The organism is Pseudomonas sp. Hp2 (assembly GCF_006386585.1).
GTDB lineage: Bacteria > Pseudomonadota > Gammaproteobacteria > Xanthomonadales > Xanthomonadaceae > Pseudomonas_S > Pseudomonas_S boreopolis.
Window position 1 is genome coordinate 394,283 of sequence record NZ_VAHJ01000003.1, and the last position, 22,805, is coordinate 417,087.

Annotated in this window: 18 protein-coding genes; 8 read left to right on the forward strand and 10 right to left on the reverse strand. The window is 71.5% G+C overall.

Going from position 1 to position 22,805, the window contains the following annotated elements; translation table 11 throughout:
• Window positions 1-175 precede the first annotated feature (175 nt).
• Window positions 176-1,933 (forward strand): peptide MFS transporter, encoded by a 1,758-nt coding sequence (locus FD678_RS11175; protein ID WP_140723072.1) that lies wholly within the window; start codon window positions 176-178, stop codon window positions 1,931-1,933.
• Window positions 1,934-1,996: 63 nt separating this feature from the next.
• On the opposite strand, the gene FD678_RS11180 is transcribed toward FD678_RS11175, so the two are convergent.
• The 4 genes from FD678_RS11180 to lexA all read right to left on the reverse strand — a co-directional run bounded on the left by FD678_RS11180 (window position 1,997) and on the right by lexA (window position 8,076).
• On the reverse strand, window positions 1,997-5,233 hold the full coding sequence (locus FD678_RS11180) for an error-prone DNA polymerase (protein WP_177497742.1): 3,237 nt from the start codon (window positions 5,231-5,233) through the stop codon (window positions 1,997-1,999).
• A gap of 160 nt (window positions 5,234-5,393) precedes the next feature.
• Entirely contained in the window at window positions 5,394-6,842 is a 1,449-nt protein-coding gene (locus FD678_RS11185; RefSeq protein WP_140723075.1) for a Y-family DNA polymerase, read from the reverse strand.
• Between the two features lie 10 nt (window positions 6,843-6,852).
• Window positions 6,853-7,467: a translesion DNA synthesis-associated protein ImuA gene (gene imuA, locus FD678_RS11190; RefSeq protein WP_140723079.1), complete on the reverse strand. Its 615-nt coding sequence runs from the start codon at window positions 7,465-7,467 to the stop codon at window positions 6,853-6,855.
• A gap of 3 nt (window positions 7,468-7,470) precedes the next feature.
• Complete coding sequence (gene lexA, locus FD678_RS11195; protein ID WP_140723082.1) at window positions 7,471-8,076, reverse strand: transcriptional repressor LexA; 606 nt, start codon at window positions 8,074-8,076, stop codon at window positions 7,471-7,473.
• A 141-nt stretch (window positions 8,077-8,217) separates the two neighbouring features.
• On the opposite strand from lexA, the gene FD678_RS11200 reads away from it, so the two are divergent.
• Window positions 8,218-8,439: an AbrB/MazE/SpoVT family DNA-binding domain-containing protein gene (locus FD678_RS11200; RefSeq protein WP_140723086.1), complete on the forward strand. Its 222-nt coding sequence runs from the start codon at window positions 8,218-8,220 to the stop codon at window positions 8,437-8,439.
• Window positions 8,440-8,452: 13 nt separating this feature from the next.
• Window positions 8,453-8,878, forward strand: a complete 426-nt coding sequence (locus FD678_RS11205; protein ID WP_140723089.1) for a type II toxin-antitoxin system death-on-curing family toxin — start codon at window positions 8,453-8,455, stop codon at window positions 8,876-8,878.
• A 32-nt stretch (window positions 8,879-8,910) separates the two neighbouring features.
• Here the strand turns inward: FD678_RS11205 and FD678_RS11210 are convergent, their stop codons facing one another.
• The 3 genes from FD678_RS11210 to FD678_RS11220 all read right to left on the reverse strand — a co-directional run bounded on the left by FD678_RS11210 (window position 8,911) and on the right by FD678_RS11220 (window position 11,458).
• Entirely contained in the window at window positions 8,911-9,420 is a 510-nt protein-coding gene (locus FD678_RS11210; RefSeq protein ID WP_140723092.1) for a DNA-binding protein, read from the reverse strand.
• A gap of 140 nt (window positions 9,421-9,560) precedes the next feature.
• Window positions 9,561-10,157: a GIY-YIG nuclease family protein gene (locus FD678_RS11215; RefSeq protein WP_140723095.1), complete on the reverse strand. Its 597-nt coding sequence runs from the start codon at window positions 10,155-10,157 to the stop codon at window positions 9,561-9,563.
• Window positions 10,157-11,458, reverse strand: coding sequence for a DUF763 domain-containing protein (locus tag FD678_RS11220; protein ID WP_140723098.1), 1,302 nt, complete (start codon window positions 11,456-11,458; stop codon window positions 10,157-10,159). Before FD678_RS11220 ends, FD678_RS11215 begins: the two co-directional genes overlap by 1 nt.
• Window positions 11,459-11,705: 247 nt before the next feature.
• On the opposite strand from FD678_RS11220, the gene bglX reads away from it, so the two are divergent.
• On the forward strand, window positions 11,706-13,991 hold the full coding sequence (gene bglX, locus FD678_RS11225) for a beta-glucosidase BglX (protein WP_140723101.1): 2,286 nt from the start codon (window positions 11,706-11,708) through the stop codon (window positions 13,989-13,991).
• Between the two features lie 1,210 nt (window positions 13,992-15,201).
• Here bglX and FD678_RS11230 read toward each other — a convergent pair.
• A complete protein-coding gene (locus tag FD678_RS11230) occupies window positions 15,202-15,825 on the reverse strand; it encodes an alpha-ketoglutarate-dependent dioxygenase AlkB (protein ID WP_140723105.1) in 624 nt (207 codons plus the stop codon).
• A 163-nt stretch (window positions 15,826-15,988) separates the two neighbouring features.
• Between FD678_RS11230 and FD678_RS11235 the strand changes: the two genes are divergently transcribed.
• A complete protein-coding gene (locus tag FD678_RS11235) occupies window positions 15,989-18,322 on the forward strand; it encodes a GH92 family glycosyl hydrolase (protein ID WP_140723108.1) in 2,334 nt (777 codons plus the stop codon).
• A 66-nt stretch (window positions 18,323-18,388) separates the two neighbouring features.
• On the opposite strand, the gene FD678_RS11240 is transcribed toward FD678_RS11235, so the two are convergent.
• A complete protein-coding gene (locus tag FD678_RS11240) occupies window positions 18,389-19,285 on the reverse strand; it encodes a LysR family transcriptional regulator (RefSeq protein ID WP_140723111.1) in 897 nt (298 codons plus the stop codon).
• 104 nt (window positions 19,286-19,389) lie between these two features.
• On the opposite strand from FD678_RS11240, the gene FD678_RS11245 reads away from it, so the two are divergent.
• Window positions 19,390-20,226: an oxidoreductase gene (locus FD678_RS11245; protein WP_140723114.1), complete on the forward strand. Its 837-nt coding sequence runs from the start codon at window positions 19,390-19,392 to the stop codon at window positions 20,224-20,226.
• 119 nt (window positions 20,227-20,345) lie between these two features.
• Here the strand turns inward: FD678_RS11245 and FD678_RS11250 are convergent, their stop codons facing one another.
• Window positions 20,346-20,723, reverse strand: a complete 378-nt coding sequence (locus tag FD678_RS11250) for a hypothetical protein (RefSeq protein ID WP_140723117.1) — start codon at window positions 20,721-20,723, stop codon at window positions 20,346-20,348.
• A gap of 202 nt (window positions 20,724-20,925) precedes the next feature.
• Between FD678_RS11250 and FD678_RS11255 the strand changes: the two genes are divergently transcribed.
• Both FD678_RS11255 and FD678_RS11260 read left to right on the forward strand, forming a co-directional pair.
• A complete protein-coding gene (locus tag FD678_RS11255; protein ID WP_140723120.1) occupies window positions 20,926-22,026 on the forward strand; it encodes a sensor histidine kinase in 1,101 nt (366 codons plus the stop codon).
• Window positions 22,023-22,802: a LytR/AlgR family response regulator transcription factor gene (locus FD678_RS11260; RefSeq protein ID WP_140723123.1), complete on the forward strand. Its 780-nt coding sequence runs from the start codon at window positions 22,023-22,025 to the stop codon at window positions 22,800-22,802. The genes FD678_RS11255 and FD678_RS11260 overlap by 4 nt, the downstream gene beginning before the upstream one ends.
• The last annotated feature ends 3 nt before the right edge of the window (window positions 22,803-22,805 follow it).

Here is a 22,805-nt window from a genome sequence, read left to right on the forward strand (position 1 = left end):
GGCACCTTCTCCCGTGAACGGGAGAAGGGAACGGCGTTGCTATCCGCCATTCGGACGACGGCGCAGGGCACCTCCCTTCTCCCGCCTGCGGGAGAAGGTGCCCCGAAGGGGCGGATGAGGGCAGGCCTCCCCACACCCTCTCTATACTCGCCGCTCGCACACCGCTCCCAGCCCGATGACCGCCGCCGCCCGCCTTTCCCCCGACGACTTCCTCGGCCATCCCAAGGGCGTCTACGTCTGCTTCTTCACCGAGATGTGGGAGCGCTTCTCGTTCTACGGGATGAAGGCGCTGCTGCTGCTCTACCTGACCAAGTACCACCTGTTCGGCGACAAGGCCGGGCTGGACCTGCTCGGCGCCTACGGCGGCCTGGTGTACTGCCTCCCGGTGTTCGGCGGCCTGCTCGCCGACCGCTGGCTGGGCATGCGCAAGGCGGTGGTGTTCGGCGGCCTCCTGCTGGTGCTGGGGCATCTCGGCATGGCCTTCGAAGGCCACGCCGCCACGCGCGTCGGCGGCCAGGTGGTGCGCGACACCGGCGCGCTGGCGACGACCTACCTGTCGCTGGCGCTGATCATCGTCGGCGTCGGCTTCCTCAAGCCCAACATCTCCACCATCGTCGGCAAGCTCTACGCGGAGAACGATCCGCGCCGCGACTCGGGCTTCTCGCTGTTCTACGCCGGCATCAACCTCGGCGCGCTGTTCGCCTCGCTGGTCTGCGGCTACCTCGGCGAGGCCTATGGCTGGAAGTACGGCTTCGGCGCGGCCGGCATCGGCATGCTGGTCGGCCTGGGCATGTTCCTGTGGGGCCAGAAGTACCTGCACGGCCATGCCGAATCCCCCTCGCCCGCCGCGCTGCGCGAGCGCGTGGCCGGGTTGCCGCGCGAGTGGCTGATCTACGGCACGGCGGTCCTGGGCGTGCTGCCGGTGGCGTGGCTGATGTGGGCGGCCGCCAACGGCGCGTTCTCGCTCGGCGGGGAGATCTCGCTGGCCCTGATGCTGATGCTGGTCGTCCTGGGCGGCGTGCTGGTGTGGTTCGGCTGGTTCGTCGGCACGCAATGCACGCCGGCGCAGCGCCAGCAGATGATCGCGCTGATGGCGTTGATCTTCATGGCGCTGGTGTTCTTCACCCTGTACGAGCAGACCTACGGCTCCTGGGTGACCTTCACCGACCGCCTGCTGACCAAGGACGTGGCGCCCGCGCTGGTGATCCGCGACGGCACGCCGCTGCCATGGTCGATCGCCTCGCTGCTGCTGGCGCCGCTGGGCTTCGTCGTGGCGGCCGCGATGTCCGACCGCGATCCCCGCTCCGCCGCGCCGCGCGCGCTGTTCGTCGCGGTGGTCGCGCTGATGCTGGTGTTCCTGGTGCGCGATTGCATCGTGCTGCCGCAGACGGCCGGCTCGCTCACCTATCTCGGCGCGTTGTTCCTGGTGATGCTGGCGCCCCCGTTCGCGGCGCTCTGGGCCTGGCTGGACCGCCGCGGCGCCGACCCGTCCAAGCCGGTGAAGTCGGCGTTCGGCCTGCTGTTCGCCGGTCTGTCGTTCGTGCCGCTGGCGCTGGCCGCGCAACAGGTCGGCGCCAGCGGGCAGATGGCCAGCGTCTGGTGGCTGGTGCTGGCCTACCTGGTGCTGGAGATAGGCGAGATGTGCCTGTCGCCGGTGGGCCTGGCGGCGGTCACGCAGCTGGCGGTACCGCGCGTGGTCAGCCTGATGATGGGCACCTGGTTCCTGGCCACCGCGTTTTCCGAAGCGCTCGCCGCGCTGTTCGGCAAGCTCTCCGCGATCGACGTGCCCGATGGCGAAACCCTGAACCTGGCCGAGGCCTCGGCCGGTTACGCCCACCTGTTCTGGCTGATGACCTGGATCGGCCTGGGCTGCGGCGTGGCCGCATTACTGGCCGCCCCCCTGCTGAAGCGGTTGATGCATGGGGTGAGGTGAGCCGTTCGCGCGCACCGGTACCGATGCAACCTCGTCCCATGCCGCGTGGCGGCAACACGCGGCTCAATGGAAATCCCGCGACACCACCTCCAGTTCGCCGAGCAGTTCGCTGAGGTCTTGCAGGTCGCCGGCGATCAGGTGCTCGACGCCGTCCACGCGTTCCCAGCGGCCGCGCACCGCCAGCAAGCGCGATTCCAGCAGCGCGCGGCGGCGGCGCAGCGCGACGTGCGGCCAGACGATCACGTTGATCATGCCGCGCTCGTCCTCCAGGGTGACGAAGATCGTGCCCTTGGCGGTCTGCGGGCGCTGGCGCTGGGTAACCAGGCCCGCCACGTGCACGCCGGCGCCGTGATGACGCGTGCGCAGTTCGTCCAGGCCGAGGATGCGGCGCTGGCGCATCTGCGGGCGCAGCAGGGCCATCGGATGCTGGCGCAGGGTCAGCCCCACGCTGCGGTAGTCGGCCAGGATCTCCTCGCCCGGGCGCGGCGCCGGCAAGGCGATGTCGGCCTCGGCCGGGCTGCCCGGCAGCAGCGGACGGCTGCGCTCGATGCCGGCCACCACCCAGCGCGCGGCGTTGCGGTGCCCCGCCAGCGCCTGCAGCGCGCCGGCCTCCGCCAGTACCGTGCGTGCCTTCTCGTCCAGGCCGGCGCGCAGGCATAGATCCGGGATGCCGGCGAAGGGGCGCTGCGCCCTCGCGCGCTCGATCGCCCGGCCCATCGCCTCGGACAGGCCGGCCAACTGGCGCAGGCCGAGCCGGATCGCGGGCTGCTCGCCCGGCGCGTCGTCGCCGCGCCACGGGCTGCCGCCGGACAACGTGTTGTCCCAGTCGCTGTGCACCACGTCCACCGGCAACACCGCCACCGCAGGCCGCTCGGGACTGCCGCGGCGCGCGTCCTGCACGATCTGGCTCGGCGAATAGAAACCCATCGGCTGCGCGTTGAGCAGCCCGCACGCGAACGCGGCCGGCTCGTGCCGCTTGAGCCAGCTGCTCGCGTAGACCAGCTTGGCGAACGAGGCGGCGTGGCTCTGCGGGAACCCGTAGGAGCCGAAGCCCTTGATCTGCTCGAAGATCTGGTCGATGAACCCGGACGAATAACCTTTGTCCTTCATCAGCTCGCGGATGCGTGCCCGGTGGGGCTCCATGTCGCCGCCACGCTTCCAGGCCGCCATCGAGCGGCGCAGCTGGTCGGCCTCGTGCGGCTCGTAGCCGGCATGGATCACCAGCTCCATCACCTGCTCCTGGAACAGCGGGATGCCCAGCGTCGGCCCCAGGATCTTCTCCACGCCCTCCGACGGGAAGCTCACCAGGCTGCGGTCCTGCCGGCGCTTGAGGTAGGGGTGCACCATGTCGCCCTGGATCGGCCCCGGCCGCACGATCGCCACTTCCACCACCAGGTCGTAGAAGCACTCCGGCTTCAGCCGCGGCAGCATCGCCATCTGCGCGCGCGACTCGATCTGGAACACGCCCACGGTGTCGGCGCGCTGGATCATCGCGTAGGTGGCCTCGTCCCCGGCGGGGATCGTGGCGACCTCCAGGTCGCGGCCGCGGTGGCCGCGCACCAGGTCCAGCGTCTTGCGCAGGCAGGTCAGCATGCCCAGCGCCAGGCAGTCGACCTTGAGCATGCCCATCGTTTCCAGGTCGTCCTTGTCCCACTGGATGATGGTGCGCTCGGGCATGGCCGCGTTCTCCACCGGCACCACCGTGGACAGCGGCGCATCGGAGATCACGAAGCCGCCGACGTGCTGCGACAGGTGGCGCGGATGGCCGCGCAGCATCTCGGTCACGACCAGCACGCGCCGGATCAGTGGGTTTTCCAGGTCGAACCCGGCCTCGGCGATGCGCTGCTCCATCGGCGTCTCGCCATTGCCCCAGCCATAGCAATTGGCGAGCAGCGCGATCTGGTCCGGCGGCAGGCCGAACGCGCGCGCCACGTCGCGCACCCCGCTCTTGCCGCGGTAGCAGATCACCGTGGCGGCGAGCGCGGCCCGCTCGCGGCCGTACTTGCGGTAGACGTACTGGATGACTTCCTCGCGCCGCTCGTGCTCGAAGTCGACGTCGATGTCGGGGGGCTCGTTGCGTTCTTCCGACAGGAAGCGCGCCAGCAGCAGGCGGCTCTCGCCGGGATCGACCGCGGTGATCCCCAGCGCGAAGCACACCGCCGAGTTGGCCGACGAACCGCGGCCCTGGCACAAGATGCCCTGCGAGCGCGCGAACCGCACCACGTCCTCGACGGTCAGGTAGAACGCCTCGTACTTGAGCTTGGCGATCAACGCCAGCTCCTTGGCGATGTCGCGCCGCACCTTCCACGGCGCGCCCGCCGGCCAGCGCCTGCGCATGCCGGCGAGGACCCGCTTGCGCAGGTGCGTCGTCGGCGTCTCGCCCGGCGGTACCAGCTCGACCGGATAGTCGTACTTCACCTTGCCCAGGTCGAAGGTGCAGCGCCGCGCCAGTTCGGCCGCGGCCAGCATCGGCCCGGCGCCGTGGATGCTGGCCAGCGCGCGGCGCGTGCGCAGGTGGCGCTCGCCGTTGCGGAACAGGTGCGCGCCGCACTCGGCCAGCGGCAGGTTGTGGCGGATCGCGGTGAGCGTGTCCTGCAGGATGCGCTCGCGGCGCGTGGCCATGTGCGCATCGCCGCTGGCGAGGGCGGCCATGCCCAGCCGGCGCGCGACGGCGAGCAGTTCGGCCTGGCGCGCGGCGTCGTCGCGCTCGCGATGCAGCTCGATCGCGAGGAAGGCGCGCTCGCCGAACAGCGCGCGCAGCCATTCGCCGCCGGCCACGTCCACCGGTTCGCCCGGCAGCCACAGCGCGAACACGCCGTCCGCGCCGCGGGCGAACTGCGCCTGCACGTCCGCGCGGGCGAGCCGGTAGCATCCCTTGCCGGCGGCGCGGCGCGCGGTGGTGATCAGTTCGCACAGCAAGGGATAGCCGGCATCGTGCTCGACCAGCAGGACGAACCTCAGGCCGTCTTCGAGCACGAACTCGCTGCCGACGATCAATTTCACCCCGGTGGCGCGCGAGGCCTCCAGCCCGCGCACGATGCCGGCCAGCGAGCACTCGTCGGTGATCGCCAGGGCCTCGTAGCCGCATTCGTGGGCACGCCGGAACAGATCCTCGGCACTGGATGCGCCGCGCAGGAACGAGAAATCCGACAGGCAGTGCAGTTCCGCGTAGGGCGGCAGGCCGGCATCATCCGGGCGCGTGGCATCGTCGTTGGCCGCACGCAGACGGGCAAGCACCTCCCAGGCGCGCGGCACGTGCCCGCCGGGGGCCTCGCGATAGGCATCGTCGAAGCCGTTCATGCGAGAGCGGCCCTCATCCGCCCTGCGGGCACCTTCTCCCGTAAACGGGAGAAGGGAACGGCGGGCCACCGGGGCAATCCGGGACAGTCGGGGTGCATCCTCTTCTCCCGCGTGCTGGAGAAGATGTCCGCAGGGCGGATGAGGGCACACTCCCCCTCGTTCATGCGAACCACCCGTGCAGCATCCAGCCCTCGTGCCGGCCCGCCGGCACGAAGGCCCAGGCGCGCTGGCCGCGCGCGGTCTCCACCACGTAGTAGTCGCGGCGGGCGTCATCGCCGTCCCACCAGCCGCTCTCCAGCCGCTCCGGGCCGGCGACGATGCGCGGGTGCGGTTCGCGCAGCGGCAGCGGGTGCGGCAGCAGCCAGGCCGGCCGCACGGGAAGCGCCCGCGCCGGTGCCGGTGCCGGTGCCGGTGCCGGCGCGCGGCGCGCGTCGTCGCCCTCGCCCGCCACGCGCCGCCAGGCCCGCTCCGGTCGCGGATCATCGCCCGGGACCACCCGATACACCGCACCGTCGCCCAGGCGGGCGCGCAGGCGCTCGCGCAGCTGCGGCCAGTCCATCGCCTGCTGCGGGCGCATGTCGAACAGGTCGCGGGCCGCCGGCACGAACGGCGGCAGCCGCTCCGCCAGCAGGCGCAAGGCCACCACCGGCCGCGCGATTTCCACCCGCTCCAGGCGGTTGCGCGCCAGTTCGAACAGCAGCGCGGGCGAGCGCTCGGCCGACAGCAGGCCGACCTCGACGTCGTGGTGGCCCTGCTCGTGCTCCAGCCTCAGCACGAAGTGCTGCACGCCCCCGTCGCGGATCGACAGGTAGGTGCACAGGTCGCCGACCAAGCGCCGCAGCGGGAACAGCAGCGCGGTATGGCGCTCGACCTCGTACCCCATCTCCACGCGCGCATCGAAATGGTCCGGCGGCGCGTAGTACGGCAGCGGATCGTCGGCCTGGCCGTAGAGCCGGTCCAGGTGCTCCAGCACGTCCAGGCCGAAGCGCCTGCGCACGCCGTCGCGCGGCAGCGCGCGCAAGGCCGCCAGCGTGCGAACGCCCATCCGGTGCAGGCGTTCGCCGGCCTCGCCGGGCAAGGCCGCGCGCCGGATCGGCACGCCGTCGAGCGTGCGCCGCAGCGCATCGGGGTGGGTGACCGCCAGGCCGTCGCGCAATCCGGCCAGCACGCGCGCGGCGCGCGGCGTCGGCGCCATCGCGATGCGGTGCTGGAAACCCAGTGCCTCCAGTTCCTCGCGCAGGCGTCGCTCGAAGCGCGGCCACGGCCCGAACAGCCGGAAGCTGGCCTGCACTTCCAGCGCGATCGCGCGCGGCCACTGGATGCTCACCAGCGAGCTGTGCCGGTAGGCCCAGGCGGCGAGGAAGCGATGCCAACGCGTTTCCTCGGCCGGGTCGTAGTCGACGGTGCGCACCTGCGCCAGCAGCGCATGCGCCGCGGACAGGCGCATGCCGGGCTTGAGGCCGGCATGCGATGCGGCCGCGTTCACCGCATGCAGGGTGCGCAGTTGCGCCGGGCCTTCCACCAGCGCCAGCGGCGCCTCGGGCTCGGGAAGGCGGCGCACCACGGCGTCGAGCGCCAGCTGCGGCAGCAGGATGCAGGCCCAGAGCACGCGCGCGCCCTCACCGCGCCAGGCGCAGCGGCTGCGCCGGCACCGGGCCGCCGCGGCACTTGAGCACCTGCCAGGCCGCCTGCGCCGGCCGGTATTCCAGCCGCAAGGCCGCCGGCGAGGCATTGGCCGCATGCTTGCGGTCGCGCAGCGCGAAACCGCAACAGTCGCCGCTGTCGGCCGCCACCTGCAAGCGGCGCAGCGCGCGCGCATCGCCGGTCTGCGGCCAGCCCAGCACCGCGGCGCAGGCGCCGCTGCGCAGGCATTGCTCGAACGCCCACAGCGCATCGCGCGGTTCGGCCTCGACCAGGTGCAGCCATGCCAGGTCGATCCCGCCCGCCTGCAAGGCCGGCGCATACGGGATGTAAGGCGGCGCCACCAGCACCACGCGCTGGCCGGCCCGGGTCATGCGCGCCAGCGTCGGCAGCAGCAGCGCGATCTCGCCGACGCCGTCGGCCGGCAGCAGCAACTCCGTCAGGGCGCGCCGCGGCCAGCCGCCGCCCGGCAGCAGCGCATCCAGCGCGGGATGGCCGGTCGGCTCGCCGCCTTCGGCCAGCGCGGTCCCGCGCCCGGCATGCCAGACCGTGCGCGCGGCGAGCAGATCGTCCAGGGCCCGAACTTCGCCCATGTCTCATCCCCGGCGCAGCAGGCCGCAGAACAGGCCCTCGATGGCGAACTCCGCATCCGGCGCCACCTCGATCGGCGCATGCGCCGGATTGCGCGGCAGCAGGCGCAGGCGCTCGGCACCGCGCTCCAGGCGCTTGATCGTGATCTCGCCGTCGATCCGCGCCACCACGGTCTGGCCGTTGCGCGCCTCGCTGGCGCGGTGCACGCCGACCAGGTCGCCGTCGAGGATGCCGTCGTCGATCATCGAATCGCCCTGCACCACCAGCAGGTAGTCCGGCCTGAGCGAGAACAGGCCGCGGTCCAGCCACAGCTGCTCGTCCAGGCCGATGTCGGCCCCGATCGGCGCGCCCGCCGCGACCCGTCCGAGCACCGGCAAGGCGAGCAGGCCTTCGCGCCCGGGCGCGCCCGGCACCCGCAGCCCGCGCCTGGCGTTGGGCCGGCGCTCGACCAGGCCGGCCTCGACCAGCGCCTGCACGTGCTTCTGCGCGGCGTTGCGCGAGGCGAAGCCGAAGTGCGCGGCGATCTCGGCCAGGCTGGGGACATGCCCCTGCCGTGCGCACTCGTGCAGGTAGGCAAGGATGGCGGCGCGCCTGGGCGGGAGCGGGGTCATGGCGGCGGATCGTGGAGGCAGGGTGTACATTTGTACACCCTGGTGTCTCGCCAGGCGAGACGCCCTGGCGTTTTCCTCCCCTTGCAGCGCGAGCATTACGGCGCTATATAACCAAAGTTATAACAATCCTGGAGCCATTCCATGAAGCTCAAGATCACCAGCATCGGCAACTCCGCCGGCGTCATCCTGCCCAAGGAACTGCTGGCCCGCCTGCGCGTGGAGAAGGGCGACGAGCTCTACGTGCTGGAAACCCCGGACGGCATCCGCCTGACCGCGTTCGATCCGGAACTGGCGCGACAGATGGAGGTTGCGGAGAAGGTCATGCGCGAGGACCGCCATGTCCTGCGCAAGCTCGCGCAATAAGGGGAGCGCCGCCATGATCGTCTGGATCAACCGTGCGCTCGCGCTTGCCATCCACGAGCGTCAACTCGCCGAGCACGGTGGCGGCAATGGCGTGCGCGACGACGCGCTCCTCGACTCCGCCCTTGCGCGCCCGCAGCAGTTGTTCGCCTATGGCGAACCGCCGCCCGACATTGCGGACCTCGCGGCCAGCCTCGCCTTTGGCCTGGCGCGCAACCACCCCTTCGTCGACGGCAACAAGCGCACGGCCCATGTCTGTTATCGCGTGTTTCTCGCCTTGAACGACGTCGAGCTGGTCGCCAGGGACGAAGACAAATACGCCGCCATGATCGCCCTCGCCGAAGGCAGCCTCGACGAAAAGGCCTTCGCCGAGTGGCTGCGCCCGCGCCTGCGCGGCGCCGGCGCGTCGGCCGTGCACGAGCCGGCGGCGCATTACGGCTAAGCGGCCCGCGGCCGGCGGCGCCGGCCGCGGCTTCAATCCTCCGCCTTGCGCTTGCGCGTGCGCGCGGCCTTCTTAGCGGCCGCCTTGCGCCCCGCCGCGCCCTTGGTCCGCGCCGCCTTCTTGGCCGCTTCCGAACGGCTGCGCGCCGTGCGCTTGCTCGTCGCCTTCTTGGCCTGGCTCGACAACGCCTTCTTGCCGGCCACTTTCTTCGCCGTCGTGCGCTTGCTCGCCGTCTTCAGCGCCTTCTTGGCGCCGGCCGAACGCTTGGCGGAAGGCTTCTTGTGCGCCTTGGCCGCCTTGCTGTCCTGCGCGGCCTTCTTCTTGACCGACTTGGAAGCGCTCTTGGACGGCTTGGCGTCGATGCCGGCGCGGCGCGCCTTGCTCAGGCCGATCGCGATCGCCTGCTTGGTGCTCTTGGCGCCGTGCTTGCCTTCGCGCACATGCTCGATCTCCTCCTTCACGAACTCGCCGGCCTGGGTGCTGGCGGACTTGCCCTCGCGCTTGTCGCGGGCCACGGCTTCGCGGGTCTTTTTCTCAGGCACCGTACTGCTCCCATGAATGGAGGTGCCACGGGTCTAACAATGCGTGGGTAAAACACCGGTATAGCGCCGGCGGCCGATGCACACGCCGCCTTGACGCCACGCGCGACGCGCACGCCCTTCCGACACCGATCCGCGGTCCGTCACGCCCGTCCACCGGCGCGGCGGTACCACGCCATCACCGCATCCGGCAGCACGTCGTCGAGCGGGACATCCAGCGCCGCGAAGGCGTCGAGCTGGTCGCGCAGCCGGCGCAGCGCGGGCGTGTCGCCATGCCGGCCGTCCATCCCGTCCGCCGGCAACTGGGCCAGCGTCCATTCGTGCAAGCCCTCGCGCCGGGCCGACAGGGCCGCCTGCAACCAGCCCTGCAGCGGATGCACGCGATACCCGCGCTGCGCCAGCGCCCGCACCGACAGCGCCAAGGGTTCCGCCACGCCGCGGAACCACTCGGTGCCCCCGCCGGCCTGCGCGCGGATGGTCAGTGGTGCCGGCGCGTTGTGCGCGGCGAACGGCCGGCGCAGTTCAAGTTCCAGGTCGCGCGCGTCGCGCTCGGACTCGGCTTCCACCAGCCATCCGTTCTCCAGGTCGAAGAACGTGTACCAGCGCGGATGCAATGCCGCGATGCGCGCCAGCGGATCGTGCGAGAAACCGATCTTGCAATGGTCCTCCCACAGGCACGGGAACACGTAGGCGAAGCAGCGCCCATCGATCGGCACGCGAGCACGGGGATCGCCGCGCATCAGCCCGCCTTGCGCCGGGGCTCGCCCCCCTGCGCCGGTTCCCAGCCGAATACGCTGCGCCCGCCATAACGGTGGGAATCGCGTCGTTCCTGCGCGATATACGCCTCCACCGAAGGGCCGCCGGCGGTCGCTTCCAGCCGCCGCGCCTGCGCATCCAGGCGGCGGATCGCCTCGAGTTTTTCCTCGTTGCCCAGCCGGGCCTGCCGTACCGCCTGCTTGAGCACATCGATGGTCCGGTCGAACACCCGCGTCGGCACCGGGAACGGATGCCGGTCCTTGCCGCCGTGCGCCAGCGAGAACCGCGCCGGATCGCTGAAGCGGCACGGCGCGCCGTGCAATACCTCGGCCACCATCGCCAGCGAGCGCACCGTGCGCGCGCCGACGCCAGGCACCTGCAGCAGCTCGGCGAAGTCCTTCGGCCCCTGTTCGGCCGCGGCGGCCAGCGCGCCATGCAGGCGGCGCGCGACGACGTCGCCGCCGCGCACGTCGTGGTGACCGGGCATGGACAGGTGCGGTTGCGCCGCCGGGTCCCATGCGGGCGTGGCGAACAGGTCGCCGGTCCGCGGCACGGCCTTCGCGGCGGATGCGCCATCGCCCTGCAGGCGCGCCCACTCGCCCGCCACGCGTGCCGGTCCCAACGCCTGCAGCAGGTCCAGTTGCGCGGCGCGCGAGGCCGCCGCCCGGCGATCGGCGAGGTTGACGATGGTGCCCTGCCCCGGGCCGTCCACCGCCGCATGCGGATCGTCGAGGAAACTCGACAGCCCTTCCGACAGCCAGTGGTAGCGGCGCGCCTGCCGGCGCGTACCGTTCATGCCCTGCTGCACCACCACCCAGCGCCCGTCGTCGCTGACGATGAAGCCGTGCAGGTACAGCTCGAAATCGTCCTGCACCGCCGCGCTGTCGACCTTGGCCACCAGCCGGCTGGCTTGCGCGAGTGCGGCTCCATCGATGCCGGTGGCCTCGCCGACCGCCAGCAACTCGTCCGGCGTGGCGCGCGAATGCCGTCCGCGGCCGCCGCAGACGTGGATGCCCAGCTCGCCCGCCAACGGCGCCAGCCCGCGCTTGAGCGCGCCGATCACGCTGGTGGTGATGCCGGAGGAATGCCAGTCCATGCCCATCACCGCGCCGAAGGACTGGAACCAGAACGGATGCGCCAGCCGCCGCAGCAGTTCGTCGCGGCCGTAGTGGTGGACGATGGCCTGGCACATCACCGCGCCGAGCCGGGTCATGCGCTGCGCAAGCCACGCCGGCACCCGGCCGCCGTGCAGGGGAAGGTCGGCGCTGCCGCCACGTCGTGACACGGGAACTCCTCGCAATGCTCCGGGCCGGCACGCTAGCGGCCGCTCGTCGCATAGTCTGCGCCGCCGAGCCGGCCCGCCCAAGCGCGCTCCCCTAACGGTTCAGGAGCCCGTTCCGCCGCCCTTCCACCGCCCCGCGGCGGGCACCCGAACCAGGGCGCCCCACCCTTTCATCGTGCACTGCATCATGGCCTGGCGGCTGGCTTCCGATAACGTTTACATCCTTGCCAGGCTTGAAGGACGCTCCCGCATGACCCTCCGCACCACCCGTCGCAACCTGCTGATCGGCGCCGGCTCGCTGGCCCTGCTGTCGCGCATCCCGGTCGGCTGGGCGCTACCGCGCGACAACGCCCGCACGCCCGCCTTCATCGACGGGCTGATCGCGCGCATGACGGTGGAGGAGAAGGCCGGCCAGCTCACCCTGCTCGGCTCGGTCGCCGCCAATGCGGCCGCCACCGCGGCCAATCCGGACACCCGCGTGCCCGCCGCCAGCACCCAGTTGGAGGCGGCCCGCGCCGGGCAGCTCACCGGCGTGTTCAACGGCTCCAACGTCGCCTGGCACCGGCAGATGCAGGATGCGGCGATGCAGGGCCGGCTGAAGATCCCGCTGCTGTTCGCCGCCGACGTGATCCATGGCTTCAGCACGGTGTTCCCGGTGCCGCTGGGCGAATCGGCCAGCTTCGAGCCCGAGCTGGCGCGACGCACCGCGCGCGCGGCGGCGCTGGAGGCCAGCGCGGTGGGCATCGACTGGACCTTCGCGCCGATGGTCGACATCGCCCGCGACGCGCGCTGGGGCCGCGGCGTGGAAGGCAGCGGCGAGGACGTGCTGCTCGGCCGGCGCATGGCCCAGGCGCGCGTGCGCGGCTTCCAGGGCGACCAGGGCCTGTCGCATCCGGACGCGGTGGCCGCCTGCCCCAAGCACTTCGCCGCCTACGGCGCCGCCGAGGGCGGCCTGGACTACAACACCGTGGACGTGTCCGAGCGCACCCTGCGCGAGGTCTACTTCCCGCCGTTCCAGTCCGGCTTCGACGCCGGCGCGCTGACCACGATGGCCTCGTTCAACGAGCTGTCGGGCATCCCCGCCACCGGCAACGCCTGGCTGCTCAGCGACGTGCTGCGCGGGGAATGGAATTACCAGGGCCTGGTGGTCTCCGACTACACCGGCGACATGGAGCTGATCGCGCACGGCTACGCCAGCGACGAGCGCGACGCGACCAAGAAGGCGTTCCTGGCCGGCGTCGACATGAGCATGCAGAGCGGGCTGTACCTCAAGTACCTGCCCGGACTGGTCGCCAGCGGCGAAGTGCCGATGGCGCGGCTGGACGAGTCGGTGCGGCGCGTGCTGCGCTTCAAGGCCGCGCTGGGCCTGTTCGACGACCCGTACCGGCGCATCCAGCCCGCGCGCGCGCAGGCCCGCCAGCGCCGCCCGGAGACGCTGCAACTGGCGCGCGAGGCCGCGCGCAAGTCGGTGGTGATGCTGAAGAACGACAACGACCTGCTGCCGCTCAAGCCCAAGGGCCAGCGCATCGCGCTGATCGGCCCGATGGCGCGCGACCTCGCCAACATCCATGGCCCGTGGGTTCTGTTCGGCGGCGACGACACCGGCCACGACCTGGCCAGCGCGATGCGCGCGGCGATGGCCGACCCCACGGCGCTGGAGGTCGTGGACGGCTGCGACTTCGACAAGCCGCTGCCCGGCGGCATCGACGAGGCCGTGCGCGCCGCGCGCGCCGCCGACGTGGTGGTGCTGGCGATCGGCGAGCCGCAGCGCTATTCCGGCGAGGCGCAGTCGCGCACCGACATCGTCGTCCCCGAGGTCCAGCAGCAACTGGTGGACGCCGTGGCCGCCACCGGCAAGCCGCGGGTGGTGCTGCTCAGCAACGGCCGCGCGCTGGCCCTGCGGGGCACGGTGCTGGAAGCGCCGGCGATCCTGGTGACTTGGTTCCTGGGTTCGCAGTCCGGCCCGGCGCTGGCCGACCTGCTGTTCGGCAAGGCCAGCCCCTCCGGCCGCCTGCCGGTCAGCTTCCCGCGCGAGGCCGGCCAGGTGCCGTACTACTACGCGCACAAGCCGACCGGCCGGCCGGACCCGCATCCGGAGAAGCTGGACGCGTTCAAGACCCACTACCGCACCATCCCGAACTCTTCGCTGTTCCCGTTCGGCCACGGCCTGACCTACGGCCGCATCGAGTACGACGGGCTCGACATCGGCGATGCGCGGCTCGATGCCGGCGGCACCCTGGAGGTGCGCGCGCGCATCCACAACCGCGGCCGACACGCCGTCGAGGAAGTGGTGCAGCTGTACGTGCGCGACCGCGCCGCCAGCGTCACCCGTCCGGTGCGCGAGCTGAAGGACTTCCGCAAGGTCGCGCTCGCCGCCGGCGCCAGCGCCGAGGTGACGTTCGCCCTGCGTCGCGAGGACCTGCTGTTCGTCGGCGCCGGGCTCAAGCCGACGGTGGAGCCGGGCACGTTCGACCTGTGGGTGGCGCCGTCGGCGGAAGCGGACGGCCTCCACGCCACCTTCGAACTGCTGGCCTGATCCGCGCGGGCCGGCCTGCCGATGCCTCGCCTTCCTTCCTCCGTCCACGGCTCCGCTGTCAGGGTAAGGAAGCAAGTCGGCAGCCTCCCGACTCATGGGCACGCACGCGTCCCTTCCCTTCTCTCGCTTGCGGGGTGAAGGCGTGTTGCTTGCGAGCCATCTGGCTCGCGCACGCCTGAACGCCCGGCGCGCTGCGCCGGGTCGGGGCGCGCAGCGAGGTGGCGGGCAGCGCCGGATGAGGGTGCCTGCCTCGCCAAGCAGTCCCGATGCCCCCATCCGCCCTCCGGGCACCTTCCCCCCGCAGGCGGGGGAAGGGAAGCTACGGCTCCGACCAGGAAGCGCCACGCATGTCCCTTCTCCCGCTTGCGGGGTGAAGGCGTGTTGCTTGCGAGCCGTCTGGCTCGCACACGCCTGAACGCCCGGCGCGCTGCGCCGGGTCGGGGCGCGCAGCGAGGTGGCGGGCAGCGCCGGATGAGGGTGCTTGCCTCGACCAGGCAGCCCGGCGCCCCCATCCGCCCTTCGGGCACCTTCCCCCGCAAGCGGGGGAAGGGAAGCTACGGCTCCTACCAGGAAGCGCCACGCATGTCCCTTCTCCCGCTTGCGGGGTGAAGGCGTGTTGCTTGCGAGCCATCTGGCTCGCGCACGCCTGAACGCCCGGCGCGCTGCGCCGGGCCGGGACGCGCAGCGAGGTGGCGCGCAGCGCCGGATGAGGGTGCTTGCCTCGACCAGGCGGCCCGGCGCCCCCATCCGCCCTCCGGACACCTTCCCCCGCAAGCGGGGGGAAGGGAAGCTACGCCTCCGACCAGGAAGCGCCACGCATGTCCCTTCTCCCGCTTGCGGGGTGAAGGCGTGTTGCTTGCGAGCCATCTGGCTCGCACACGCCTGAACGCCCGGCGCGCTGCGCCGGGTCGGGGCGCGCAGCGAGGTAGCGGGCAGCGCCGGATGAGGGCGCTTGCCTCGACCAGGCAGCCCGGCGCCCCCATCCGCCCTTCGGGCACCTTCCCCCGCAGGCGGGGGAAGGGAATCTATACGGTTCCGACCAGGAAGCGCCCCCCTGTCCCTTCTCCCGCTCGCGGGAGAAGGTGGCGCGAAGCGCCGGATGAGGGGCGCTTTGCCTCACCAAAACAATTCCAGTTTCCCCCATCCGCCCTTCGGGCACCTTCCCCCGCAAGCGGGGGAAGGAGGCTCTTCTCGAAGAACGTGACACGCGCTAATCCCGGCGCCCTTGCCAATGCGCGCCGTATAGTCCCGCGGCCATGCGCTCGGCCGGCCGCACCCGGAACACCACGCTGATGCGCTCGCCCGCCACGCGCGCACTCTTGGGAATCCCGTGCTCGTGCGTGAGCTGGCTGGCATGGCTCATCGACAGCAGGCTGCCCGGCGCCAGTTCGAGCCCGAATGCGCGGCCGCCGGATTTCGCCCGGATGTTCATCCGTCGCGGCGCGCCGAGCGAGAGCAGCGCGATCGGTTGCCCGGGCACCAGCGTGTGCAGCTTGTCGTGGTGCATCGCCACGCTGTCGCGCCCGTCGCGGTAGAGGTTGAGCCCGGCCGTGTTGTACGGCGCCGGCACCCGCGCCTGCACGCAGGCCAGCATTTCGTGCAGCGGCAGGCCGGCAGGCACGGCGTCCAGGCGGTACGAGGCCAGCAGGCGCGGCACCGCGACCACGCGGTCGTACATCGGCCGTTGCTGGGCCTCCCAGTGCGCATGCGCGCGCAGCGCCTCGAACCACGCCTGCGCCGTCGCCGCGTCCACCGCCTGCGGCCAGTAGCGGATGCCGCCTTCGGCGTCGTCCACCAGCACGCGCGGTTCCTGGTCGGTCGGGAACAGATCCATGCCCACCAGATGGGGGCAAAGCCCGGTGCCGCAATCGCGCATCCCCCACCGGTTCAGCCGCCAGGATCGGCAAGCTCCGCGCGCGGATGGAGTGACCGATGGCGGAGGTGCCGCCGCGCATCGCGTGCTACGGTCGTGGCCTGTTCATCGCCGGGGAGAATCGATGCACCGCTTTCGTCCGATCGCCACCTTCCTGTTGCTCGGCGCCGCGCTCGCCGGCGGCGCGCACGCGGCGCCCGCCGACGATGCCTACGCCGCCGTGGACCCGTTCATCGGCACCGGCGGCGAGGGCCATACCTATCCCGGCGCGACGGTGCCGTTCGGCATGGTCCAGCTCAGCCCGGACACCCAGATCAAGTCGCGCAAGGAGGGCTACGGCTGGGCCGCCGGCTACCGCTACGACGACAACACCATCGTCGGCTTCTCGCACACACATTTTTCCGGCAGCGGCCATTCCGACCTCGGCGACGTGCTGCTGATGCCGATCAGCGGCACGCCCAAGCTCGAACGCGGCGACGTGGCCAAGCCCGGCAGCGGCTACACCTCGCGCTTCCGGCACGACGAGGAGAAGGCCGAACCCGGCTACTACGCGGTCACGCTCGACGACTACGGCGTGCGCGCCGAACTCACCGCCAGCGCGCGCGTCGGCGTGCACCGCTACACCTTCCCGCAGGGCAAGCCCGCGCACGTGCTGGTCGACCTGCGCACCAGCATGTACGACTATCCCGGCAAGGTGCTGTGGTCGCGCCTGCGGGTGCGTCCCGACGGCACCGTCACCGGCTTCCGCGAGACACGCGGCTGGGCGCCGGGCCGGCAGCTTTACTTCGCGATGCGCTTCTCGCAGCCGCTCGCCGGCCGGCAACTGCACGACACCGAGCAGGACGTGGTCTACAAGGGCTTCCCGCCGCCGGGCGAGAAGGATCCGCGCCAGCGCGCGCAGATCGAGGGCCGCCAGCTGGTCGGCGTGTTCGACTTCGGCGATGCCGGCAAGCAGCCGCTGGTGGTGAAGGTGGCGATCTCGCCGGTCAGCGAGGACAGCGCCATCGCCAACCTCGATGCCGAGGTGCCCGGCTTCGATTTCGACCGCGTGCGCGCCGATGCCAAGCGGCAATGGAGCCAGGCGCTGTCCGCCGTCGACGCGCAGGGCAGCGCGCAGCAGCGCACCCAGTTCTATACCGCGCTCTACCACGCCCTGCTCGGCCCGTCGCTGTTCATGGACAGCGACGGCCGCTACCGCGGCCCCGACAACGCCGTGCACCAGGCCAAGGGCTGGACCAACTACTCGACCTTCTCGCTGTGGGACACCTACCGCGCCCTGCACCCGCTGCTGACGCTGGTGCAACCGCCGCAACGCACCAGCGACGTGGTCAACTCGCTGCTCGCCGCGCGCCGCGCCAGCCCCTACGGCATCCTGCCGGTATGGGCGTTCCACGGCCTGGAGACGTGGTGCATGATCGGCTACCACGCCGTGCCGGTGATCGCCGACGCCTACATGAAGGGCATCGGCGGCTTCGACGCCGACGAGGCGCTGCAGGCGATGGTCGCCAGCGCCGACTACGGCCCCTACGACGGCATCGCCCAGTACCGCGAGCTCGGCTACGTGCCGATCGACGAGGAAGGCGAAGCGGCGAGCAAGACGCTGGAATACGCCTTCGACGACTGGACCATCGCGCGCATGGCGCAGAAGATGGGCAAGGCCGACATCGCCGCCGAGTTCGGCAAGCGCGCCGCCAACTGGAAGCACGCCTTCGACCCGGCCACCGGCTTCATGCGCGCGCGCAAGCGCGATGGCAGCTTCCGCGAGCCGTTCGATCCCACCGCCAGCGGCTACGGCACCGACTACACCGAAGGCAACGCCTGGCAGTATTCCTGGTACGTGCCGCAGGACGTGGCCGGCCTCGCCGCCGCGCACGGCGGCGCCGACAAGTTGCTGGCCAGGCTGGACCAGGTGTTCGACGCCAAGGTCGATCCCAAGGTGTTCGAGCACATGGAGGACATCACCGGCCTGATCGGCTGGTACGCGCACGGCAACGAGCCCAGCCACCACGTCGCCTACCTCTACGCCTACGCCGGCCAGCCGTGGCGCACCCAGGCGCGGCTCGGGCAGATCATGGACAGCCAGTACAAGCCCACCCCGGACGGCCTGGCCGGCAACGACGACCTCGGCCAGATGTCGGCCTGGTACGTGTTCACCGCGCTCGGCTTCTATCCGGTGGCGCCGGGCAGCAACCAGTACGTCATCGGCCGCCCGTTCCTGCCGCGCGCCACGCTCAACCTGCCCAACGGCAGGCGCTTCAGCATCTTCGCCGAAGGCCTGGATGCCGGGCACGCCTACATCGGCAGCGCCCGCTTGAACGGCAAGCCGCTGCCGCGCGCCTGGCTCTCGCACGAGGAGATCATGGCCGGCGGCGAACTGCGCTTCACCATGCAGGCCGCGCCGGACACGCAATGGGCCACCGATCCGGCGCAGCATCCGTACTCGATGTCGGCGCAATAGGCAGCAGGAAACGCCGGCCCGCGCCGACGTTTCTCGTTTCACCGCAACGGCGTGGCCGGCGCGCCTTCAGCGCGGCGGCCGGCAGCGCTCGCGCACCATCCGCGCGAAGCGCGCCACGATCAGCGAGCCTTCCCTGGGCCGCACGCACAGCGACAACCGCACGCGCGGGCTTTCGCCGCGGATCGCCAGGTAGCGCACGCCCACCGACTGCACTTGCGCCATCGACGCAGGCACCAGGGTCACGCCCAGGCCCGCCGCCACCAGGTTCAGGGCCGAGGAGAACTGCGGCGCCTGCTGGCCGATGCGCGGCTCCAGCCCGGCCTTCCAGCAGGTGGCGATGATCTCGTCGTACAGGCTGGCTCCGGCCTCGCGCGGGAACATCACCAGCGGTTCCTCGGCCAGCGCCGCCAGCGGCACGGTCTTGCGGCGCGCCAGCGGATGCGCATGCGATACCGCCACCGCCATCGGCTCGTCCAGCAGGTGCGTCACCGCCACCCCGGGCGGCTCGATGCGCCCCAGCCGCGTTAGCGCCACGTCCAGCTCCCCTGCCGACAATCGCTCCAGCAGCGCCCGCGTCTCGGCCTCCACCAGCGAGACGGCCACCTCGGGGCTCGCCGCGACGAACTGCCGGATCGCCTCGGGCACCGCGCCGACGAAGGCCGCCGAGGCGGTGAATCCCACCCGCAGGGTGCCCCGCAATCCCTGTCCTCCGCGGCGCGCCGCCTCCACGGCCGCCTCGGCCTGCCGCGCCAGCGCGCGCGCTTCCGGCAGGAACGCCAGCCCGGCCTCGGTCAGCTCCGCGCCGCGCGGCGTGCGCCGGAACAGCGGCGTACCGATCTCGCGCTCCAGCGCGCGGATCTGCTGGCTCAGCGGCGGCTGGCCGATGCCGGCGCGCTCGGCGGCGCGGGTGAAGTTCGCCTCCTCGGCGACCAGCAGGAAATAGCGGACGTGGCGCAGCTCCATGGGGTAGTGCCCAAAGCAATCGATCCGAGTCGATCCATATATTGGACCGCCCATCGGGAAGACACCACACTGCGCGCCCCATACACCGCGTTACCCCCGGAACCATGAAGAAAACCCTGCTCATCACCGGCGTCAGCTCCGGATTCGGCCGCGCCTTCTCGCGCGCCGCGCTCGACGCCGGCCACACCGTCGCGGGCACCGTGCGCAACGCCGAGGCGCTGGCGGCCTTCGAGGCGAGCGCGCCCGGTCGCGCCCACGGCGTGCTGCTCGACGTGACCGACTTCGACGCGATCGAGCCGGCCGTGCGCGGCATCGAACGCGAGGTCGGCGCGATCGACGTCCTGGTCAACAATGCCGGCTACGGCCACGAAGGCATCCTCGAGGAATCGCCGCTGGACGAACTGCGCCGCCAGTTCGACGCCAACGTGTTCGGGGCCGTGACCATGATCAAGGCGGTGCTGCCGGCGATGCGCCGGCGCCGCGCCGGACGCATCGTCAACATCACCTCCATGGGCGGCTTCATCACCATGCCGGGCATCGCCTACTACTGCGGCAGCAAGTTCGCGCTGGAGGGCATCAGCGAGACCCTGGCCAAGGAAGTCGCCGGTTTCGGCATTCACGTGACCGCCGTGGCGCCCGGGTCGTTCCGCACCGACTGGGCCGGGCGCTCGATGGTGCGCAGCGAGCGCGCCATCGACGACTACGATGCGTTGTTCGACCCGATACGCGCCACGCGCGAGGCCAGGAGCGGCCGGCAACCCGGCGATCCGGACAAGGCCGCGCAGGCGCTGCTGGAACTGATCGAGCACCCGGCCCCGCCGGTGCACCTGCTGCTGGGCAGCGACGCCCTGGACCTTGTCTCGCGCAAGCTCGAGGCGATGCGCGCGGAGATCGCGCAGTGGGAGGCGCTCACCCGCTCCACCGACGCGCCCTTGGACTGATGGACTGACCGTTTCCGGCCGCCGCTCCCGCAGCGCCGCGCCTCATCGGACAGCGCCGGCAAGCTTTCGGGAACGGAGTCCGGCCCGTGGCTTCCGGCGCGTGCCCCGATGCCTCGCGCCTAGCGGCCCAGTGCGGCGACGAAACGCGAGCCGGTCCCGCCGCGCGGCAGCGCACGGATGCGTACAACGCGCGCACGGCAGGCATCCGCGCCCTCGTACACCAGCGTGCGCCCGTCGCGGAACACGAAGCGCAGGTCGTAACGGCAGCCGGTGCCCAGCGCACCGACCGTGATCGAATCGCCGCCGCCCTGCAGCGGCTCGGCCAGGGCTTGCTCGCGGAACGCCCCGGTGCCTGCCGGCGCGAGCGACAGCGAGACCACGCTGTCGTGTGCGCGGTTGACCAGTTCGAAGTAATGCGTGCGGGCGCCGGGTTCCGCGTGGGCGGTTGCGGCCACCGGCAGCGACAGCGCGGCGAGCAGGATTCGGAACATGCGCATGACGACGTTCTCCGGCATGAAGGGCACCGGGCCGCCTGGACGCGCGGCCCGGTGCGCACATCAGGCGCGCCCGGGCCCTCGCCGGGAAAGCCATCCGGGACGAATCGTCGTTATGGAGTGACCAATCGTAGCCATCGCCACCGCGGCTTTTCAGCCGTTGCCGGCACGCTTACGATCCGGCCAACCCGCCCGAGCGCCACGCATGAAGATCCGCCTGGGAAGTACGGAGATAGGCCTGTTCCGCTACATCGGCCTGTGGACCATCGTGGTGGTGGTCTTCACCCTGCAGGGACTCCTGCACGATGCGGTCAACAGAGGCTACCTGTGGTCGCCCCTCGACTACCTGCGCTGGTCGATGATCCAGTGGTACACCTGGGCCGCGCTCGCGCCGCTGGTGTTCCGCCTCGGCGAGCGCTTCCCCATCCAGCCGCCGTTCCGGCTGGGCGCGCTCGGCCGGCAGGCCCTGGCCAGCGTCGCCGTCACGCTGCTGGCCGTCGCGATCGGCGCGCTGGTATCGCCGGGAGCGCTCGGGGAGCAGCTCGCGCAGTTCCTGAGCAAGCACGTCGCCATCGGCCTGCTGACCTACTGGGCGTTGCTGGCCATCCAGCAGGCGCTGCACTTCCGCGCCGAGAGCCATCGCCGCGAGCTGGAGGCCAGCCGCCTGGCCACGGAGCTGGCGCAATCGCGCCTGAAGGTGCTGAAGACGCAGCTGCAACCGCACTTCCTGTTCAACACGCTGCACGCGATCGTCACGCTGCTGGACGAGGACACGGTGTCGGCCGAGGACATGCTGCTGCGCCTGAGCGAGTTGCTGCGCGCCTTCCTGGAAGAGTACGACGGCCAGGAAATCACCCTGCGCCGCGAGCTGGCCCTGCTCGACCTGTACCTGGGCATCCAGCGCAAGCGCTTCGGCGATCGTCTGAGCACGCATATCTACGTCGATCCCGATACGCTCGACTGCGCCGTGCCCAGCCTGATCCTGCAGCCGATCGTGGAGAACGCCATCCGCCACGGCATCGGCCGCCACGCCGGCGCCGACCGCGTCGAGATCGAGAGCCGCCGCCAGCAGGACGAGCTGCAGATCGAGGTCCGCAACTACAACAGCACGCTCGAACCCGGCGGCGAACCCGCCGGCCACGGCATCGGCCTGTCCAACACGCGGCTGCGGCTGAAGGCGCTGTACGGCGAGCGCGCCAACATCCGCCTCGACATGGTCTGGCCGCGCGGCGTGTCCTGCCGCATCCGCCTGCCGCTGCACGAGTTAGAGGATGCCGACGACGCCCCGGAGCACGTCCCGGCATGAGCATCGCCGCCCTGGTCATCGACGACGAACCCATCGCCCGCCACGCGGTCGTGCGGTTGCTGCGCGAGCAGCCCGACATCGAGATCGTGGGCGAATGCGGCGACGGCGCCTCGGCGGTGGCCGCGATCCGCCATCACTCGCCGGACCTGGTGTTCCTCGACATCCAGATGCCGGAGATGGACGGCATCGCCGTGATCGACCGGATCGGCGCGGAGCGCATGCCGGCCACGATCTTCGTCACCGCCTACGAGCAGTACGCAGTGCGCGCCTTCGAGGCCAATGCCGTGGACTACCTGGTCAAGCCGTTCAGCCGCGAGCGCTTCGCCGGCACGCTGCAGCGCGCCCGCGCGCGCCTTGCCGCCACGGCCGCCAGCGAGGCCGGCGCGACCCCACGCATCCTGCAGGCGCTGGACGAACTGCGCCGCCATGCCGCCTACCTGCAGCGCCTGCCGGTACGCGTGGACGAGCGCATCGTCTTCGTCGACGTCGAGGACATCGTCTGGATCAAGGCCAACCGCAACACGGTCGAACTGCACCTGGCCGACCGCCGCCACGAGCTGCGCGAGACCATGACGGCGCTGGCCGCGCGCCTGGACCCGCGCCAGTTCGTCCGCATCCATCGCTCGGCCATCGTCAACGTGCGCCGGGTCAAGGCCATCCATCCCTGGTTCAACGGCCACCACGTGGTCACGCTGGATACCGGCCAGCAGCTGCGCATGAGCCGCTACCAGCACGAGACCTTCCTGCGCCTGGCCACGGTCGGGCGCGAGGAGTGAGCC